Annotated in this window: 20 protein-coding genes; 2 read left to right on the forward strand and 18 right to left on the reverse strand. The window is 65.2% G+C overall.

Going from position 1 to position 17,540, the window contains the following annotated elements; translation table 11 throughout:
• Positions 1–91: 91 nt before the first annotated feature.
• Both ACMGGG_RS12890 and ACMGGG_RS12895 read left to right on the forward strand, forming a co-directional pair.
• Complete coding sequence (locus tag ACMGGG_RS12890) at positions 92–985, forward strand: LysR substrate-binding domain-containing protein (RefSeq protein ID WP_063545183.1); 894 nt, start codon at positions 92–94, stop codon at positions 983–985.
• Between the two features lie 109 nt (positions 986–1,094).
• Complete coding sequence (locus tag ACMGGG_RS12895) at positions 1,095–1,799, forward strand: SDR family oxidoreductase (RefSeq protein WP_063545184.1); 705 nt, start codon at positions 1,095–1,097, stop codon at positions 1,797–1,799.
• Positions 1,800–1,814: 15 nt separating this feature from the next.
• Here ACMGGG_RS12895 and ACMGGG_RS12900 read toward each other — a convergent pair whose 3' ends face one another.
• The 18 genes from ACMGGG_RS12900 to ACMGGG_RS12985 form a co-directional block, all read right to left on the reverse strand.
• Positions 1,815–2,759 carry an ABC transporter substrate-binding protein gene (locus ACMGGG_RS12900; protein ID WP_063545185.1) on the reverse strand — a complete coding sequence of 315 codons (945 nt, stop codon included), beginning with the start codon at positions 2,757–2,759 and terminating at the stop codon, positions 1,815–1,817.
• Between the two features lie 164 nt (positions 2,760–2,923).
• Positions 2,924–3,760 (reverse strand): hypothetical protein, encoded by an 837-nt coding sequence (locus ACMGGG_RS12905; RefSeq protein WP_063545186.1) that lies wholly within the window; start codon positions 3,758–3,760, stop codon positions 2,924–2,926.
• 90 nt (positions 3,761–3,850) lie between these two features.
• Positions 3,851–4,099 (reverse strand): hypothetical protein, encoded by a 249-nt coding sequence (locus ACMGGG_RS12910; protein WP_063545187.1) that lies wholly within the window; start codon positions 4,097–4,099, stop codon positions 3,851–3,853.
• A 71-nt stretch (positions 4,100–4,170) separates the two neighbouring features.
• Complete coding sequence (locus tag ACMGGG_RS12915; RefSeq protein WP_151924892.1) at positions 4,171–4,698, reverse strand: EndoU domain-containing protein; 528 nt, start codon at positions 4,696–4,698, stop codon at positions 4,171–4,173.
• A 66-nt stretch (positions 4,699–4,764) separates the two neighbouring features.
• Positions 4,765–5,547, reverse strand: coding sequence for a glycoside hydrolase family 19 protein (locus ACMGGG_RS12920; RefSeq protein ID WP_081255251.1), 783 nt, complete (start codon positions 5,545–5,547; stop codon positions 4,765–4,767).
• A 103-nt stretch (positions 5,548–5,650) separates the two neighbouring features.
• Complete coding sequence (locus ACMGGG_RS12925; protein ID WP_063545189.1) at positions 5,651–6,037, reverse strand: hypothetical protein; 387 nt, start codon at positions 6,035–6,037, stop codon at positions 5,651–5,653.
• A 32-nt stretch (positions 6,038–6,069) separates the two neighbouring features.
• The gene (locus ACMGGG_RS12930) at positions 6,070–6,303 is read right to left on the reverse strand and encodes a hypothetical protein (RefSeq protein WP_063545190.1); all 234 of its coding nucleotides are present in this window, start codon (positions 6,301–6,303) and stop codon (positions 6,070–6,072) included.
• On the reverse strand, positions 6,287–6,586 hold the full coding sequence (locus tag ACMGGG_RS12935; protein WP_063545191.1) for a hypothetical protein: 300 nt from the start codon (positions 6,584–6,586) through the stop codon (positions 6,287–6,289). The genes ACMGGG_RS12930 and ACMGGG_RS12935 overlap by 17 nt, the downstream gene beginning before the upstream one ends.
• Complete coding sequence (locus tag ACMGGG_RS12940; RefSeq protein WP_063545192.1) at positions 6,586–6,858, reverse strand: hypothetical protein; 273 nt, start codon at positions 6,856–6,858, stop codon at positions 6,586–6,588. Before ACMGGG_RS12940 ends, ACMGGG_RS12935 begins: the two co-directional genes overlap by 1 nt.
• Before the next feature lie 93 nt (positions 6,859–6,951).
• The gene (locus tag ACMGGG_RS12945) at positions 6,952–7,551 is read right to left on the reverse strand and encodes a DUF2589 domain-containing protein (protein WP_063545193.1); all 600 of its coding nucleotides are present in this window, start codon (positions 7,549–7,551) and stop codon (positions 6,952–6,954) included.
• Positions 7,552–7,561: 10 nt separating this feature from the next.
• Positions 7,562–8,047 carry a DUF2589 domain-containing protein gene (locus ACMGGG_RS12950; protein ID WP_063545194.1) on the reverse strand — a complete coding sequence of 162 codons (486 nt, stop codon included), beginning with the start codon at positions 8,045–8,047 and terminating at the stop codon, positions 7,562–7,564.
• Positions 8,048–8,223: 176 nt separating this feature from the next.
• Positions 8,224–9,297, reverse strand: a complete 1,074-nt coding sequence (locus tag ACMGGG_RS12955) for a helix-turn-helix domain-containing protein (protein WP_081255252.1) — start codon at positions 9,295–9,297, stop codon at positions 8,224–8,226.
• 86 nt (positions 9,298–9,383) lie between these two features.
• Complete coding sequence (gene proP / locus ACMGGG_RS12960; protein WP_054891480.1) at positions 9,384–10,883, reverse strand: glycine betaine/L-proline transporter ProP; 1,500 nt, start codon at positions 10,881–10,883, stop codon at positions 9,384–9,386.
• Between the two features lie 205 nt (positions 10,884–11,088).
• Positions 11,089–12,873, reverse strand: a complete 1,785-nt coding sequence (locus tag ACMGGG_RS12965; protein ID WP_414155618.1) for a dipeptide ABC transporter ATP-binding protein — start codon at positions 12,871–12,873, stop codon at positions 11,089–11,091.
• On the reverse strand, positions 12,870–13,697 hold the full coding sequence (locus tag ACMGGG_RS12970; protein ID WP_063545196.1) for an ABC transporter permease: 828 nt from the start codon (positions 13,695–13,697) through the stop codon (positions 12,870–12,872). The genes ACMGGG_RS12965 and ACMGGG_RS12970 overlap by 4 nt, the downstream gene beginning before the upstream one ends.
• Entirely contained in the window at positions 13,690–14,769 is a 1,080-nt protein-coding gene (locus ACMGGG_RS12975; protein ID WP_063545197.1) for an ABC transporter permease, read from the reverse strand. Before ACMGGG_RS12975 ends, ACMGGG_RS12970 begins: the two co-directional genes overlap by 8 nt.
• On the reverse strand, positions 14,762–16,330 hold the full coding sequence (locus ACMGGG_RS12980) for an ABC transporter substrate-binding protein (RefSeq protein ID WP_414155619.1): 1,569 nt from the start codon (positions 16,328–16,330) through the stop codon (positions 14,762–14,764). The genes ACMGGG_RS12975 and ACMGGG_RS12980 overlap by 8 nt, the downstream gene beginning before the upstream one ends.
• A 10-nt stretch (positions 16,331–16,340) precedes the next feature.
• The gene (locus ACMGGG_RS12985; RefSeq protein WP_414155620.1) at positions 16,341–17,528 is read right to left on the reverse strand and encodes an LLM class flavin-dependent oxidoreductase; all 1,188 of its coding nucleotides are present in this window, start codon (positions 17,526–17,528) and stop codon (positions 16,341–16,343) included.
• Positions 17,529–17,540 lie beyond the last annotated feature (12 nt).

The following is a 17,540-nucleotide window of genomic DNA, read 5'->3' on the forward strand; positions in this document are numbered from 1 at the left end:
GGCCGTCGAGGGTACCGGTTACACCGATCCTGCAACAGAGCCGGCGGCGCAAACTGTTATCCTCCAGCGATCTCCACCAGCAGGCACGACCATGACCGAAGGCCCGACCGCCCTCCCCCCACTCAATGCCCTGCGCGTGTTCGAGGTTGTCTCGCGTCACCTGAATTTCCGCCTGGCGGCCGAGGAGCTGGGTGTCACCCAGGCGGCTGTGGCCCAGCAGATACGGGGGCTGGAGGCGAGCCTGGGCATCAGGCTGTTCGAGCGTTTGCCACGCGGCCTGCGCCTGACCGATGCGGGCCTGGGCTACAGCCATAGTATCCGCAACGCCTTGGCCCTGATCGGCGAAGCCACTGCGGCATTGCGCCCGGACAACCGTCACCTCACCGTCAGCGTCACCCCGACCTTCGCCTCGAAATGGCTGATCCCACGGCTGAGTTCGTTCACCGAGGCCCATGGCGAGATCGACCTGCGGGTGCTGGCCACCGATCGCCTGTCGCGCTTCCAGGCCGACGGCGTGGACCTTGCCGTGCGCTACGGCCACCCGCCCTTCGGCGCAGGGCTCAACACCGAACTGCTGCTCAGGCAGCGGGTGGTCGCGGTGGCCAGCCCCGCACTGCTGGCGCAGTGGGGTAAACCGCACAGCCTCGAGCAGTTGCAGCATTTCCTGCTGCTGCACGATGCGCATAATTTCTGGCCCGAGTTCATCACCCAGCTGTTCGGCCAGCCGACCCAACCGATGCCGAAGAACGTACGCTTCAACCAGACCTCGCTGGCCATCGAGGCCGCCGTGGCCGGGCAAGGGCTGGCGCTGTCCAGCGAACTGTTCGTGCAGGAAGACCTGCAGGCCGGGCGGCTGGTGCAGGTATTCGAGCAGGCGCTGGAGATGGACAAGCACTTCTACCTGGTCTGGCCCCGCAAGGGCAGCACACCGACCGCACTGGACGTGGTTCGCGGCTGGCTGCTGGCGCAGGTGGAAGCCCCCTGAGGCAATAGATTTTCTACTGAATCGACAAACCCCTGCTGCCTCCCTGCCAGCGGTGTACCGGTGCTAGGCTGACCCCCTCACATCAGCCAAGCATTGCATTGGAGGTCACATGTCAGTAGAAAAAGTAGCGATCATCACCGCCGGCGGTAGCGGCATGGGTGCAGCGGCGGCGCGGCGCCTGGCCGCAGACGGGTTCAAGGTGGCAATCCTGTCTTCATCGGGCAAGGGCGAGGCCCTGGCCAACGAACTGGGCGGCATCGGCGTGACCGGCAGCAACCAGTCCAACGACGACCTGCAACGCCTGGTCGACACCGTGCTGGAGAAATGGGGGCGCATCGATGTTCTGGTCAACAGCGCAGGCCACGGCCCACGTGCGCCGATCCTGGAGATCAGCGACGACGACTGGCACAAGGGCATGGACACCTATCTGCTCAATGTCATCCGCCCGACCCGCCTGGTCACCCCGGCCATGCAGAAACAGCAAGGTGGCGTGATCATCAACATCTCCACCGCCTGGGCGTTCGAGCCCAGCGACCTGTTCCCGACCTCGGCCGTGTTCCGTGCCGGCCTTGCAGCGTTCAGCAAGATCTTCGCCGACACCTACGCCAAGGATAACGTGCGGATCAACAACGTTCTGCCCGGCTGGATCGACAGCCTGCCGGCCACCGAGCAACGCCGCGACAGCGTGCCGCTCAAGCGCTACGGCAAGAGCGAGGAAATCGCCGCGACCATCGCCTTCCTGGCCAGCGAAGGTGCGGCCTACATCACCGGACAGAACATCAAGGTCGATGGCGGGCTGACCCGCGGGGTGTGAACCTCGCCGCGTGCCTCAGTCGGCAGGTACGCTGAAACCCTTGGCGAAGGTTGGGGTAACATCCAGCCGTTGCGTCATCAGGCCATGGGCATGGTAGAAGTCGGCGGTCTCCTGCTGTTGGGTCACGGTGTGCTCATCGATGCCTTGCCAGTGCAGCTTGCGCCGCTCGAACTGCAACCGCGCGGCCTCTTCGGGAAAACCGATGATCGCCGCGAGGGACTTGGAATAGCTGTCCAGGTGCTGGTTGGCCCACACCTGGGCGCCAGCCAGGCGCTTGAGGTAGTCCTGCAAGGCCGCGTGTCGCGCAGGGTCTTGCAGCGCCTGGTCGGTAACCGCCAGGAAGCTGTTGCCGCTGGACAGGCCGCGACCGTTCACCAGCACCCTGCCCTGCCCGCTGGTCTCGGCCAGTGCAGTGTAAGGCTCCCAGGTCGCCCAGGCGTCCACCGAGCCGTTGGCCAGGGCGATCTTGGCGTCCACCGGCCCCAGAAAGCGAAACTCCACGTCCTTCTCACTCAGGCCGGCCTGCTCCAAGGCCTTGAGCGCAATATGGTGGCCGATCGAGCCGCGGCCGGTGGCGATGCGCTTGCCCTTGAGGTCGGCGCCACTGCGCAGAGACGACTCCGGGCGCACCAGCACCGCGGTGCCGTAGGGGTCGGACTTGTCCACCGCAATGGCCTTGACCGGCGCCCCGGAGGCGAGCACGAACAGCAGTGGGGCATCGCCGATGATGCCTGCATCGATGGCGCCTGCGTTGAGCGCCTCGGCAAGTGGCGCGGCGGCCGGAAACTCGGCCCAGTGGATGTCGTAGGGCAGGTCGCGCAGTGCATCGGCAGCCTCGAGCTGGGCGCGCATGTTGCCCTTCTGGTCACCGACGCGCAGGGTGAGGCGCTCGGCGGCAAAGGCCTGGGTTGCCAGCAGCAGGCTGGCGGCAATCAACAGTAGGCGGGAACGGATCGGCATGGAGCTCCTCGGGAAGGTACGTGCGTTGGAGCACTGACTGTACCGAGTCGCGATAGATAAATTAAATTGATTTTAGGAATAACCTAATATGCAAATTAATTTATATTCCATATTCCTGTAGAGACGAGCCGCCATGACGCAAGCCCGTCTCTACTGGGCTCGGCTCAGTCCTTGGTCTTGTGCAGCAGGCTGTCGAAGCGCTTGCCGTCGATCAGGTAGGTCAGGCGCGCCTGGCCGTTTTCCAGCGGTTCCAGGGTCATGGGCGTATTGGTCTTGTGGTAGGGATGGCGGAACAGCGCCGGCTTCTCGGTATAGGCGTAGCTGTTGAAGGCCAGGGCATCGCCCGTCCAGCGCACGTTGTTGTACAGGTAGCGCCAGTTCTCGTCCGGGCGGTGATAGAGGTAGACGCCACTGGCGTCACGAACGACCTCGATCTGCACCGCGCCGGCCTTGCTCGCCCACTTGCCGATATAGCGTTCGAGCCCCGCATGGCCTGCTGGTACTGCCGGCGCCGGGGCGAAGTCACTTGCCTGGAACGGGGTTCGCCGTGCCGCCTCACCCTTGGCATCGACGTACAGGTCACATAGCGGCGCCACCTGGTCGACCTTGCGGTAGAGGAAGGTGAGCTGGGCATCGGCGACTGGCATGCTCAACATCATGACCGTCGGGGCAAAACCCAATACCTTCAGGTCGAACGCACGCGCCTCGGACTGAACGTGGATCGAACTGCCGTCCTCGGCCACCTTGTAGTCGGAAATCTCGACGGCCTGGGTCTTGGGCTCGGCGCAGTTGAACGGGTGCAGTAGCACCTTGCCGTCGGCCTTGTATTCGGCGACGTTGGCGATGCCACTCTTAAGCGGCATCATCGCCCAGATACCGACGATCGCACTTTTGTCGGTGCGCAGGGAAACCTTGTCCTTGCTCGGCGCGTGGCCGGCACAGCCGCCCAGGAACAGGGCGCTCAGGGCGAGAGGGAGTAGCGGTTTGAACACGATGATCATCCATGGTTGGTCGAAGGCAGCCGCCCTGCGCTTGGCGCGTATTGGCTAAAGGCGACTCGCCATCATCGCATAAAACCCTTTTGCATCACCTCACTCGGCCCAGGCGCGCAAGCGCTGGATGAACTCGGCCAGCGGCACCCGTACTTCCGGCCAATCCGCCACGTGGTGGTGGCGCAGCACGGCGGTGTCCGCCACGAAGGTCACCAGGAAGGCGTTGCCACTGTAGATAACGTCGGCCGATCCGTAGCGAACGGCTTCTGCCTTTTCCAGCAGTGTATCGATACTTTCGCGAGTCACCTCTTCGGCGATGAATGCCTGCAAGCCATCGGAAAAGGTCATGGGCGTACTCCTGTCGCAAAGTGAAAAACAGTCGCCACGGGTACCTGCCCCGTGGCGACGAGTGGATGCAATCAGGGTTTAGGATAGGCGGTATTGATCAGATCGCCGTTCAGATAGAACACGATATCGAACGCAGCAGCAGGTGTGCCCTTCTGGCACTCGGTCCCCGAGGAGCCGACATACTTGCTCTTGTTCGAGGCATCCTGAACCCTGGTCGCGTAGGCATTGCGCACTGCAGCGATCACCTGGGTCTCGGTGCAGCGATCGGGGAACATCGTGGAAATGCTCTTCGTCCCGGTTCTCGCACCCTCGGCGATGGTGAAGTTCTTCAAGGTGTAGACATCACCCGCGCCGTGCGTCCCCGCCGGTGCATTGCTGACGCTGTCGGGGTTGATCCCGCCCGGACGGCTGTGGAAGCCCTTGGCAACGCCAGGTGCACTGACCTCACCGCAGAAGATGTGCTGGGCATTGATCCGCGGAGTGCCGGCCAGGGTTCCCTTGCTGCAGGTCGGGTCGGCCTGGGCGGCACCGATGCCGACCAGGGTCACCAGGCTGACAAGGGCCAGGCGCGTGCAGTTTCTGACAATACGCTTGTTCATCGTGAAGCTCCTTTTCGTTGGGTTGAATCATTCATGCGTTGCTCGGGCGAATGCCCGGCAAGCCGGTCACAGCCCCAGTAGCCACTTGGCGCGGGTCAGGTAGGCGATGCGGTCGTCGAGGCCGTTGAAGCCACCGTTGATGCGGCGGGTGACTTCCTTCACGTCGTCCTTGTCGGCGTAGGTGTTGAGCTTGCGGCTGTCCCAGAACCAGCCGGCGACATCCACCGCCAGGAACGGGTCGGTACTGACCAGGGTGGGCGCATCCTTGAGTTCGAAGTCGCGCCCGCAGGCCTGGCCGTACTGGCGATAATTGGCCCGTCCGGTCAGCTGGATCAGGCCACGTCCCTTGAAGCGCTTGCCGTCGCCCGACTGGGTGTTGCCCAGGTCCTTGCGCCCTTCATAGGCGCTGCCGCTGGCAATTTCCTCGGTGTAGAGCAGGCACCCACTTTCATGGGCGATCTGCGCCAGGAAGTGCGCCTGGCGCAGTGGCGTGTCGATCTTGTAACGGGCGAACACATCGAGGATGGGCTGTCGAAACGCCTCGACCTTCGCACCGGTGGCATGGATCAGCACCGCCCACAAGGTCGCCGTGCCGATCGTCGATGGCAGGCCTGCGCGCAGGGCCTTGATGGTGTCGTCGTCGGCACTGACCGTCTTGCTCTGAGCAATGCCCTGGAGTTCCTGGTAGCGCTTCAGGGCCGTGCGCGAGCCCGGCCCCCAGAGTCCGTCGGTCACCAGGGCACAGACGAATTCGCCGCGCCCGCTGTTCATGTTGAGCAACAACTGCAGGGTGCGGACATCGCCCTTGTCGTTGTTGCCACCTTCACCAACCGATTGCTTGATGCACATGCTTGCCTCCTTGCAGCGGGCACGACTTTCCCGTCGGCGACGGCCAATGCCTGCCTTGCGCTGGTTTTGATAGGGGTTGCGGTGGGTCGGGCGGGTCTGGCCGCTACTTGCGAACGAGGGTCAGGCGAGTGCCGAACCTGTCCTTCTTGTAGCGATTGAACACCTGGATCTGAAGGTTCTTGCCGACCTGCCAGCCAAGTACGTAGCCTTTGTCCAGATCGGCGCAAAGGCCGGCATCAGCCTTGATGATGGGATAGCGAGTGGCATCGGCGACCGCTGCTGGGGCTGGCGAGCCCAGTGCCAGGTTGCACGACCAGGTATCGATGCGCAGTCGGCCTGTCCCTTCACGCCCCTCGTCGGGAATGACCAGGTTCAGGTCGAGGAACTCGTCCTCGGTCTCGAACTGCCCTACATATTTCTGCTCGGCGAACGCCGGCAGCAGTGTCGCCAGTGCGAGTGCACCGGCCAGTGTTGCAAAGGTGGATTTCATCTCGACTCTCCTTGTTGAATGAATGCACATGTTCAGAACGCCAACAGCAAGCCCGCCCATTCGGCGATGGCGATCGCCAGTTCCGGGCGCACCAGGCCCAGCGCCATCAGCGCAACCAGCAAGCTGGCACCGATACCGATCACCAGTCGCCGGGGGCCGGACATCCTGCGGTTGCGAACCGACTGCAGATCGATGATTGATTTCAAGGCACTGCCCTCCTCCTGGGATAGAACCAACAGCATCGAACGGTCATTGCGCCTGCTCATCGCCTGGCCTCCTGTAGATACCCAACAACTCGCCGTCCACGCGCACGACGATGGCCTCGTTGCCATAGCCCGGCACCTCGATGCTCAACGCATGGCTGCCCTGTCCACGTGCGGGCGTACCGCCGACACGCAACGCCAGACCTTCCCCGACCGGCTCCACCGTGGCGTCCACCACCACGTTCAACGAAGCCACCTGGGTGCCTGGCCATAGACGGTCGCAGGCTTGCTGCGCACGCTGCATCTCGGCCCCCAGCGACATCACGAACTGTTCCAGGCTATCCATCACGATTGCTCTGCTTCGTCCGTCAGCCAGTAGGGCCTGCGGGCGAAACCGACGTGGTAGGTCAACGCCTGCAGCACGACCTGGTGCTCGCCGATGTTGAGCAGCTTGAAACTCTTCTCGATGCCCAGCACCCGCCCGCGCGGCGTGCCGCTCAGGCAGCGGTTGAGCAATGCGGCCTGTGCCTCGACCGCCTCCTCCGGGGTCAGTTTTTCCGGATCGAGACTGCCGACCACGATGCGCTTCACATATCCAACATCCGTCAAATCAAACATCACGGCATTCCCTCTCCGGAAAAACGGGTTGCCAGCGTCGGCCTGCGGATCAGGCCTCTCCCTCGCCAGCGTGTCGCTCAGGACATCCGCGCGTCACGCGGCGATCTTGGGCGTGACCGACTGGGCGATGATGTCCATCACCCGTGCCAGGCCTTCAGGCATGCCATCGTCGACGGCATGAACCTCGACGTGGTACTTCGCCGACTGGTCGGTGGAACGGGTGTTCTCCTTGTGCGAGGCCACCGAACCGGACACGTTGACCTTGGCGCTGAACGGTCCCCAGCCCAGCTTGGCTTCGGCGGAGAAGCTGCCGGAGCGGTCTTCGGTGTCGCGTGACTGCTCGGAGTTGCGTACCTCCATGTCGAAGCTGATGTCCACCTTGTTGATTGCAAGGTTGGGCACCTTCACCACCGCCAGCAGCGGCAGCTGCAGCTCGACTTTCTCGATGGCGGCCGGATCGTCTTCGGTCGGTGCCGAACGGTCGTAGCGGAACGACACGTTGCGGATGTCGCCGACATCGTTGGGGCCGGCGTTGGCCGGGTCGGCCGGGGGCAGGAAGCCAATCACCTTGATGAAGTTCGCGGTGGCATTGGCCAGACGGACCTGAGCGTCGCAGGCGGCGCTCAGGGGGGCACCGATCAGGTCTGCCATCGGCAGGCCGCGGAATTGGTTACCCATTACAAAGTCAGACATGACGTCTCTCCTAGATCAATTTATCGAGGTTGTGGATCAGTCGCGCCATGCCCTCGGACGAGGGCTGGGTTTCGACTCTGAGGGTGACGCGCGCCACTGGCCCGCTTTCACCATTTCGGCGAACGCCCATATCGACGTTCAAAGGCGTGTGTGTATCGGTCGGCCATGGCGAGTCGGGGTCGACATCACCGGCCTGTGCCGCACTCGGTTCACGGTGATCGGCATGCAGGCCGACCTCGAAGTCGATCTGCATGTCCTTGACGGTCAGCAAGCGCGAGCCGACCAGCGACAGCAGGGGCACCCGGACCAGGCGTTCCTCGCCGTCCTTGGCGTCGGGCGACTGCAGCGGCAGGCGCACATCGACGCTGACCGGACGGTTGTCGTCATCGAAGTACTGGCGCACGGTCGCCATCTGGAAGCGCTGGATCTTGTCCTGGGCCTCGGCCACGGCACCGGCAATGCTCTGGATCAGGTGATGAAGGGAGTGGTTCGCCACGACAGACGCTCCTTGTCGATTGTCGGTGCCGGGCGCGGGCCGTCACGGGAACGGGCCATCAGCGGCTGACACCTGTTGTGGTTGGTGAGCTCAGGTTATGGCCAGGGACACGCGCCGTCCCGGTATCGGCGTCCCGAAAACCTGGATGTGCGTCCCAGGTTCATCCGGCCGCGCACTCAGCCATGGATCAGTTCCCTGACCCAGTGATCGAGCACAGGCCGCTCGCCGTTGTCCGGCACCAGGCAACAGAATCCAGAGACCCCGCCATTGTTCAGCGCCGCACGGGCAGCCCGCGGCGAGAGACCGAACGCCTTGCGGAACAGGCGACTGAAATGGGTTTCGTCGACAAAGCCATGGTCGTAGGCCAGGTCGCCGATGCGCCGGCCGGCGTTGGTGCTGTCGCACAAGGCGAACAGGCAGCGGCGCAGGCGGCGTTGCAGCAGGTAGTGGCGCACGCCGCCGAAGCGCTCGAAAGAGCGATACAACTGGCTACGCGAGGTGCCGACCTCCTTGGCCAGTACCGCCGGGGTGAGGTCTTCACGGTGCAGGTTGCGCTCGATGTGCAGGCGCACACGGCGCCCCAGGTCAGACTGGCCTGCGACCTGAGCCTGCGCCTGGCCAGCCATGGCCTTGGTCAGGCAGGCCGCGACCATCCCCAGCAACGGCAACGCCAGACGCAGTGCTTCATCCATGCCCAGGTGCGGCGCGGTGGCCGCCAACGACGACAGCAGGCGGGCCAGCAACATGCCCGCGGCCGTCTCCCGACGTAGCACCAGGCCATGCAACTGGCCAGCGTCGAACAACAGCAGCGACAGTGCCGTGCGCGGCATGAGCAGGCTGATTCCTTCGCTGGCCGCCATGCTGAACGTGGCCGGTTGCGCCAGGTCGAGCAACACCACGTCCCACGGACGTACCCGCAGGCCGTTGGCACAGGCCAGACCGCGCTGCAGTGGCAGGTGCAGCAGGTAGTGATCGAGGTCGCACCAACTCAGGCGCGTGGTATCGCGTCGATAACGGGCAGCGTCCAGATGGCCGCTGCAGAACAGAAAGCGGCTGAAGTGGTAGACCGTCAGGGACGTGCAAAAAGGCGTGGGTGTGCGGGCACCGACATCGAACAGCACGCTGGCGATCAACTGCCAGTGGGCCAGGTCCTGGGCCGCCGTGTGCGTGGCAGAACTGCTGAAGGTGGGTAGCGACGCAGTGTCCTGCGCCGCTGCAAGGAGGGATTGCGGGGTGACGTTGGGTTCCATGGTTCCGACTCACTGTCCATAGTGGAGCCGGAAAGTTGGTTCACTCCCGAGGGGGTTGCATCATTTTGCCATCATCACTTCCTGACTCATTCGATCCGCGGATGCTGCTGCACCAACACTTTGCGCTTGGCCTCGAGCTCGGCGATCTGCTCGTCGATGTCCTCGATCTTCTGCTCGATGGTGTCGTGGTGCTCCTGCAGCAGTTCCTTGGCTTCTTCCAGGTCCGAGGCCGCAGGCGCCGCTCCGCGCAGGGGCTTGTTGGCGGTCTCTTTCATGGTCAGCCCGGTGAGCAGGCCGATCACGGCGATGACCATCAGGTAGTAGGCCGGCATGTACAGGTTGTCGGTGCTTTCCACCAACCAGGCGGCGATGGTCGGGGTGAGGCCGGCGATCAGCACCGAGATGTTGAAGGCGCTGGCCAGGGCGCTGTAGCGGATGTGAGTGGGGAACATCGCCGGCAGGGTCGAGGCCATCACGCCAATGAAGAAGTTCAGCAGCACCGCCAGGATCAGCAGCCCGGCAAAGATTACCCCGAGGCTGCCGCTGTTGATCAGCATGAACGCCGGGATCGCCAGGACGAACAGGCCGACGCTGCCCACCACGATGAACGGGCGACGCCCGACTTTGTCGCTGAGGAAGCCGATCACCGGCTGCACGAACAGCATGCCGACCATGATCGCGATGATGATCAGCACGCCGTGGTCTTCGCTGTAGTGCAGGTTGTGCGACAGGTAGCTGGGCATGTAGGTGAGCAGCATGTAGTAGGTGACGTTGGTCGCGATCACCACACCGATGCAGGTCAGCAGGCTGCGCCAGTGCTTGGTGGCGACCTCCTTGAACGACACCTTCGGCCCCGAGGCCAGGCCTTCGCGATCACCCTGCTCGAGCTTGTCGACATGCTGCTGGAAGGCTGGCGTCTCCTCCAGGGCGTGGCGCAGGTAAAGGCCGATGATGCCCAGCGGCAACGCGACGAGGAACGGCAGGCGCCAGCCCCAGTCGAGGAATTGCTCCTCGCCGACGATGGCCGAGATCATCACCACCATGCCGGCACCGAGCACGAAGCCTGCGATCGAGCCGAAGTCCAGCCAACTGCCGAGGAAGCCGCGCTTGCGGTCAGGGGCGTATTCGGCGACGAAGATCGAGGCACCGGTGTATTCGCCGCCGACCGAGAAGCCCTGGGCCATCTTGGCCAGCAACAGCAGGATCGGCGCCCAGATGCCGATCGAGGCATAGGACGGTATCAGGCCGATGGCGAAGGTGCTCAGCGACATGATGACGATGGTCGCCGCCAGGACTTTCTGGCGGCCATAGCGGTCACCCAGGGCACCGAAGAACAGCCCCCCCAGCGGACGGATCAGGAAAGGGACCGAGAAGGTTGCCAGTGCCGCGATCATCTGCACGCTGGGCGAGGCGTTGGGGAAGAACACCTTGCCCAAGGCATAGGCGACGAAGCCGTAGACGCCGAAGTCGAACCACTCCATGGCGTTGCCGAGCGCTGCGGCAGTGATCGCCTTGCGCATCTTGGCGTCGTCGACGATGGTGATGTCTTTCAAGCCGATCGGCTTGACTCTCTTGCGTGATTTCATAAGTGCTTACTCTGTAGCTGACCTGTCGTGACAATCCGCTGTCCCCGGGGCAGATCGGGCGGGCGAACAGTTTTCGACCACGCTGCCAAAGCAATAGTGGCAACGGGCCCTATGGGGTCAGATACAAATGGACACTAAATAATTCCGCGCTTGATGATTTTTTCCTGAAGTCGCTACGACAGAGGTGCGCCGGTACCGCGGCAGGTCACAGGTGCAAGCGCGGCGAATGTGCGAGCAATGTCTGGGTGTACCCCTGCTGAGGTCGCTCGAACACCGCGTCCACTGCGCCCTGCTCCACCACCCTGCCCCGATTCAACACCAGCACCCGGTCGGCAATCGCACGCACCACCCCAAGGTCGTGGGTGACGAACAGCACGGTCAGCCCCTCGCCCTGCAAACGCCGCAGCAGCGCCAGGATCGACGCCTGTACCGACACATCCAGTGCCGAAGTGATCTCGTCGCACACCAGCAGCCGAGGTTCGCACACCAGCGCCCGGGCAATCGCCACGCGCTGGCGCTCGCCGCCCGAAAGGCTGTGCGGATACAGGCCAGCCACCCGTGCCGGCAGCGATACCCGCTCGAGCACCGCTTCGACCCGACGCCTGGCCTCGTCGCCGCGAATACCGAAAAAATGCGCCAACGGCGCGCTCAGGGTCTGCAACACCGTCTGCCGAGGATTCAACGCCCGGTAGGGGTTCTGGAAGATGTACTGGATCTGATGGCGCAACCCGGCATCACGCTGGCGGGCGGCAAAGGGCAGGGGCTGCCCGGCGTAGCGCAGGTGCCCCTGCACGTTCTCGCCAAGCCCGGCAATGGCCCGCGCCAGGCTGGTCTTGCCCGAGCCGGACTCACCGACCAACGCCAGGCACTCGCCCTGCCCCACCTGCAGCGCAACGTCGAACAGCACCTGGCGGTCGTAGGCCACGTCCAGACCCTGTACCTCGAGCAGCGGCGTCGCAGTGAGCGCTTCGAGGTGCCCCTCACCCGCCGCGCTATCGATCAATACCAGCGGCTCTTGATGCGGCACCAGGCAGGCCACCTGCTGCTCGCGGCCCAGGCGCACCAGCGCGGGCTCCAGCACCCTGCATTGCGCCTGCCGCCGTGCACAACGGGGCGCGAAGGCACAACCCTCGGGCCTCTGTCCGGGTGCCGGGGCATGACCGCCGATGGCTTGCAGCGGCTGACGCCGGGCAACATCCGGGATCGCCCCGAGCAACGCTCGCGTATAGGGATGGGCTGGCGCGGCGAACAACGCCTCGCGCGCGGCGATCTCGACCAGGCGCCCGGCATACATGACCATCACCCGGTCCACCAGGTCGCGCACCACGGCCAGGTCATGGGTGACGTACAGCGCCGCCACGCCGTGGCTGCGGCACAGGTCTTTGAGGGTGCCGAGCACATGGGCCTGGGTAGTGACGTCCAGCGCCGTGGTCGGCTCGTCGAGCACGATCAAGCGCGGCCGCAGGACGAACGCCAGGGCCAGCATCACCCGTTGTTGCTGCCCGCCGGACAACTGATGCGGGAAACGGCGCAGGAATCCGGCGTCAGACGGCAGCCCGACCTCCTCGAGCGTCGTGGCGATGCGCTGTTGCAGGGCCTCGCGGGCCAGGCGCGGCTGATGGGCCAGCACGGTTTCGCGTAGCAGCGCACCGATGCGCAGCGCCGGGTTCAAGGCCGTGGCCGGGTCCTGGGCAACATAGCCGACCAGCCCACCACGAGCCAGGCGCAATGCCTCGCCTTCGAGCTCCAGCAGCGAGTGACCGGAGACCTCGACACGCCCGGCAACGATCCGCGCGCCCTGGCGGGCATGACGCAGCAAGGCCGTCGCCAGGGTGGTCTTGCCCGAACCGGATTCGCCGACCAGCCCGACGATCTCCCCTGCTGCCAGGCTGAACGACACGCCCGACAGCACCTCCACCCGGCCGGCCAGTTCCACCCGCAGGTCGCTGACCCGCAGCACTTCGGCGACGCTCTGCACGACCGCATTCATGGTTGTTTCTCCCCGATCCGCGCACTGGCGCGACCAATGCCTTCGGCCAGGATGTTGGTGCCATAGGCGAACACGCCGATCAGCAACGCCGGGGCCAGCACGGCCCAGGGCTGCACCAGCAGGCCGGCCTGGTTCTCGTTGATCATCAGGCCCCAGTCGGCGGCCGGCGGTGCCACCCCGTATCCGAGAAAACCCAGGCCCGAGAGCATGCCCACGGCCCAGGTCAGCATGTTGCCGAAATGCACCAGCAGCGGCGTGAGAATGTTCGGCAGGATCTCCCTGAACAGGATGCGCCAGCGCGAATAGCCCATCATCTGCGCCGCCTCGACGAACTCCTGCCCGGCCACCGCCACCGCGCTGCCGCGCGCCAGGCGGATCACCCCAGGGGTGAAGGCGATGGCCACAGTGAGCACGATCAGCCAAGGCGCACGCCCCAGCATCGACACGATCAGCAGCACCAGGATCAGGTCGGGAAATGCCAGCGAAACATCCGCCGCCCAACTGATCGCCTGGTCCAGGCGTCGCCGTGAAAAACCCGCCAGCAAGCCCAGGCTGCCACCAGCCAGCAGCGCGAGGGTCGCAGCCGCCACTGACATCCACAGGACCGACAGCCCGCCGCTGAGCAGCCGCGAGAGCAGGTCATGCCCCAGAAAATCATGGCCCAGCGGCGCACCGGCCGCCGGTGGGCCGTACACCGGACCGACCATGGCCGTCGGTGCATGCGGTGCGAGCCAGGGGCCCAGCAGCGCCAACCCGGCCACCAGCAAAGTGATGAAGGCACCACGGCGGATCTGCCGATCGGCATGCCAAGGGGTATCAATCATGGTTCGCCTCCTGGGCAGGTACGCTGCGCGAGCGGCGCCACCAGGGCAGGATGCCGCGGCGGTTGCGCCGGATCATCCGCACCCGGCGCGCGGTGCGCAGCTTGGGGGTCAGCAGCACGGTGAGGAGGTCCGCGAGCAGGTTGATCAGCACCACCGCCAAGGTGATGACCAGGACGATGCCCTGGATCATCGGCAGGTCGCGCATCTGGATCGCCGCATTGAGTGCCGTGCCGATACCGGGATAGCTGAAGATCACCTCGGCCAGCAGCGCACCGCCAACCAAGGTGCGCAGGGTCAGGGCCACGCCCTGGATCGCTGGGGTCAGCGCGTTGGGCAAGGTATGCCGCCAGACGATGCGCCGCTCGGGAATGCCGCGCAGGCGCGCAGCGATCACATAGTCCGACTCCAGCGCTTCGATCATCGCGGCACGCACCATGCGTGTCAGGTAGGGCAAGGCCGAAAGCCCCAGGGCAATGACCGGCAGCACCAGGTACTGCAGTTGCACCCACAATGGCCGCTGCGGATCGAGGATCGACACTGCCGGCAGCCAGCCCATGCCGGGCATGGAGAACAGCAGCACCAGGCCGATGGCCAGGAGAAACCCGGGCGTGGCCTTGAACAGGATCAGCGCCGACAGGCCGAAGCGGTCCAGGCGGCTGTCGCGCCGCAGCGCCAGGGCCACGCCCAGCAGCAGCGCCAGCGGCACCACCAGCGCGAGCACACCGGCCAACAGCGCCAGGGTGTGGCCGAGGCGGCCGAACAACAGGTCGGCCACCGGCACCTGGGAATCCAGCGAAATGCCCAGGTCGCCGCGTAGCGCGGCGCCGAGCCAGCGCAGGTATTGCACCAGGATCGGCTGGTCCAGCCCCAGTTGCCGCTGCAGGGTGAGGATGCTTTCCAGTGGCGCGTCCGGGCCGAGGATCACCCGCGCCGGGTCCGAGGGCAGCGCCTGGGTGGCAATGAACACCACCAGGCTGATGACCCAGGCGGTGAGCAGGCCGTAGCCCAGGCGGCCGATGAACCACGACAGCCAGGCCGGCGTGCGCGGTGTGCAGTGATGAGGATCAGGCATGGTTCAACCACAACTCGTCGAAGCGCCAGGAGGCGAAGGTGGTCTGCTCCGGAGTGAGCCCGCCGACCTGTGCGCTGGCGGCATCGAGCACATCACTGAAGCCCCAGATCAGCAGGCCACCGCGCGCGTGCTGGATCGCCTGGGCCTCGTGGACCAGGGCCTTGCGTCGGGCAAGGTCGGGCTGGGCCAAGGCCTGCCCGAACAGTTCGCTGAAGCGCGGATCGTGGAAGTTGCTGCGGTTGTAGATCGCCTGCGGCGCATCGTTGTGCAGCGCCGAGGCCAGAAAACCGCGCGCTGGCGTCGAGCCTGGCGACAGTTGCCAGTGCTCGCGCTGCGGCCCATTGAATACCGAGCCATCGACCTGGGTGACCTTGACCTGAACACCCGCCTTCTGCGCCTGCTGCGCGAACACCAAGGCGGCATTCACCCCGGAGCCTGCAGGCGTGGTCAGCTCAAGGCGCAGGTCGCTGTGGCCGGCCTGGCGCAGCAGTGCGCGGGCCTGATCCAGATCGTAAGGGCGCTGGGGCAGGTCATGGTTGTAGGTAGGATCGTGCGGCGCATACAGATCGTTGGCCACCCGACCGAAGCCGTTGAGCCCACGGGCCACCAGTTCCTGACGATCGGCGAGCAAGCGCAGAGCCTGGCGCACGCGCACATCCTGCAACGGCGCCTTGGCCAGGTTCAGGTTGAAGCCACTGAACGAGGTGGTGGGCGACACATACAGGCGCAGGCGCGGGTCGGCCTTGAGCAATGCACTGTGTTCGGCCTGCACGCCGCTGGCGACGTCGATCTGCCCGGCGCGCAGCGCGGCGGCGCGCGAGACCTGGTCCTTGAATTCGATGATCTCCAGTTCATCGGTGTAGGGGCGCTCGGGCTTGTAGTAGTTCTCGAAGCGGGTGTAGAGCGAGCGTTGCCCGGGGATGAAGCTCTTGAGCCGATAGGGCCCGGCGCCCACCGGGTTGGTGACCGGGTGATAGTCGGTGGGCACGATGCCGCCAAAGCTGATCAGGGTTTCATCCAGCGGGTAGAAGCTCTGGCCGCCCTTGAAACGGATTTCAAGGGTGCGATCGTCGACCTTGCGCAGGGCATCGCGGTCGATGGCACCGACCAGCCCGGCATAGGGCGAGGCCAGCTTCGGGTCGGTCAGGCGCAGGATCGAGAACAGCATGTCGTCGGCGGTGATGCTCTTGCCGTGGTGGAACTCCAGCCCCGGCTTCAGGCGGATGGTCCAGACACTGGCATCGCGGTTGGGCTCGGCGAACTCGGCCAGGGCCAGGCGCGTGCTGACATCGGGGTTCCATTCCCAGAACTTGGCATAGAGCGCCCAGCCGCGAATGATTCCGCCGCCCACCGGCTTGTGGGCGTCGAGGTTGCCTGCCTGGTCACCGTCGATGATCCCGACCCGCAGGCGACCGCCGCGTACCGGCGTCCCCGGCAGTGCACCACCGACCGCCGCTGGCTGGCCGGCATCGCAACCACCGAGCAGGCTGCCGCCAAGCAACAGGCCACCACCGACCGCCAGGCTGTGGCCGAGAAAGACCCGGCGGGAAAACTCAGTCATCGCTCGGTCCTCATGCCGGTTGCGCCACCGGCGCCTGGCGTGCGGCGCCCAGGCGCGGCACTTCGAAGCCGTGGTCCAGGTCCAGCAACGGGAACAGCAGGTCGGCGACCCGCTGCGCTTCATCGATCAGCGGGAAGCCGGAAAGGATGAAGGCCGATGTGCCGTGCGCCTCGTACTCGCGGATACGCTCGGCGACCTGCTCGGCGCTGCCCACCAGGTACGTGCCGGCCGCTGGGCCAAGAATGTTGAAGCCGAACAGACTCGGGCCGAGCCAGACGTTGGGATGAATCTCCAGCTCCCGCGCGCTCGGCAGGCGCCCGGCACGAATGCTGTCGAGGTTGCGCTGGATGCGTGGGTCGTCACTGATGAAGCTTTCCAGGGTCTGCCCCGGCGGTAGCTGGCGCTCGATGGAGGCCCGCGCGGTGGCCAGCGACGTGCGTTGCAGCAGGCGTTCGGCGTGGGCCCAGGCCTCTTCCTCGGTTTCGCGCACGATCACTTGCAGGCGCGTGCCATAAGTGAGTTCGCGGCCGATCTTCGCCGCTTCGGCGGCGACGCGGCGGAACTTGTCCCCCAATCGTTGCGGGGTATCGGCAAAGCTCAGGTAGACGTCGAGCAATTGCACCGAATGGGCCACCCCCGGCGCCGAGGTGCCAGCGCCCCACAGCGGGATGCCCGGTTTCTGCTTGGGTGGGTGCCAGCCGCCCAACGGGTGGCTGGCCGCTGCCGGCGAGCGCGGCGAGAGCTGGACGTAACGCCCTTGGTAGCCTGCCGTTTCGCCTGCATAGAAACCTTGGAACGCGCGCCAGTACTCCAGGCTGAAGTCGTAGCGCTCATCGTGCGGGTAATGCACGCCCAAGGTCGCCAGGCCCGCATCGTTGCCGTTGACCACATTGAACAGCAGTCGGCCATTGGAGAACTGGTCGAAGGTCAGCGCCCACTTGGCCAGCACCGCAGGCGACAGCTCGCCGGGGTGCTGGGCCACCAGGAAACGCAAGCGCTCGGTGGCATCGATCAGCGCGGCCGACACCGCCAGGCTTTCGTTCGGGCTCGAGCCCAGCAGCGCGCCATAGTAGCCAAGGCGGTCGGCCGCCACGGCCAGTTGCTTGAGGTGCTGGAAATCGGTGTTCCAGCGCCCCTGGGGCTCCCAGGGATAGGGGCCGTCGGGGGTGGTGAGGTACCAGAGGATCTTGACCGCCATGGGCGTGCTCCT

Source organism: Pseudomonas sp. BNK-44-b (assembly GCF_047456245.1).
Classification (GTDB): Bacteria; Pseudomonadota; Gammaproteobacteria; order Pseudomonadales; family Pseudomonadaceae; genus Aquipseudomonas; species Aquipseudomonas machongensis.

Bases quoted from the DNA above. Each gene is read 5' to 3' on its own strand.
- ACMGGG_RS12890 (WP_063545183.1), top strand. From the start codon at position 92: ATGACCGAAGGCCCGACCGCCCTCCCCCCACTCAATGCCCTGCGCGTG.
- ACMGGG_RS12895 (WP_063545184.1), top strand. From the start codon at position 1,095: ATGTCAGTAGAAAAAGTAGCGATCATCACCGCCGGCGGTAGCGGCATG.
- ACMGGG_RS12900 (WP_063545185.1), bottom strand. From the start codon at position 2,759: ATGCCGATCCGTTCCCGCCTACTGTTGATTGCCGCCAGCCTGCTGCTG.
- ACMGGG_RS12905 (WP_063545186.1), bottom strand. From the start codon at position 3,760: ATGATCATCGTGTTCAAACCGCTACTCCCTCTCGCCCTGAGCGCCCTG.
- ACMGGG_RS12910 (WP_063545187.1), bottom strand. From the start codon at position 4,099: ATGACCTTTTCCGATGGCTTGCAGGCATTCATCGCCGAAGAGGTGACT.
- ACMGGG_RS12915 (WP_151924892.1), bottom strand. From the start codon at position 4,698: ATGAACAAGCGTATTGTCAGAAACTGCACGCGCCTGGCCCTTGTCAGC.
- ACMGGG_RS12920 (WP_081255251.1), bottom strand. From the start codon at position 5,547: ATGTGCATCAAGCAATCGGTTGGTGAAGGTGGCAACAACGACAAGGGC.
- ACMGGG_RS12925 (WP_063545189.1), bottom strand. From the start codon at position 6,037: ATGAAATCCACCTTTGCAACACTGGCCGGTGCACTCGCACTGGCGACA.
- ACMGGG_RS12930 (WP_063545190.1), bottom strand. From the start codon at position 6,303: ATGAGCAGGCGCAATGACCGTTCGATGCTGTTGGTTCTATCCCAGGAG.
- ACMGGG_RS12935 (WP_063545191.1), bottom strand. From the start codon at position 6,586: ATGGATAGCCTGGAACAGTTCGTGATGTCGCTGGGGGCCGAGATGCAG.
- ACMGGG_RS12940 (WP_063545192.1), bottom strand. From the start codon at position 6,858: ATGTTTGATTTGACGGATGTTGGATATGTGAAGCGCATCGTGGTCGGC.
- ACMGGG_RS12945 (WP_063545193.1), bottom strand. From the start codon at position 7,551: ATGTCTGACTTTGTAATGGGTAACCAATTCCGCGGCCTGCCGATGGCA.
- ACMGGG_RS12955 (WP_081255252.1), bottom strand. From the start codon at position 9,297: ATGGAACCCAACGTCACCCCGCAATCCCTCCTTGCAGCGGCGCAGGAC.
- proP (WP_054891480.1), bottom strand. From the start codon at position 10,883: ATGAAATCACGCAAGAGAGTCAAGCCGATCGGCTTGAAAGACATCACC.
- ACMGGG_RS12965 (WP_414155618.1), bottom strand. From the start codon at position 12,873: ATGAATGCGGTCGTGCAGAGCGTCGCCGAAGTGCTGCGGGTCAGCGAC.
- ACMGGG_RS12970 (WP_063545196.1), bottom strand. From the start codon at position 13,697: ATGATTGATACCCCTTGGCATGCCGATCGGCAGATCCGCCGTGGTGCC.
- ACMGGG_RS12975 (WP_063545197.1), bottom strand. From the start codon at position 14,769: ATGCCTGATCCTCATCACTGCACACCGCGCACGCCGGCCTGGCTGTCG.
- ACMGGG_RS12980 (WP_414155619.1), bottom strand. From the start codon at position 16,330: ATGACTGAGTTTTCCCGCCGGGTCTTTCTCGGCCACAGCCTGGCGGTC.
- ACMGGG_RS12985 (WP_414155620.1), bottom strand. From the start codon at position 17,528: ATGGCGGTCAAGATCCTCTGGTACCTCACCACCCCCGACGGCCCCTAT.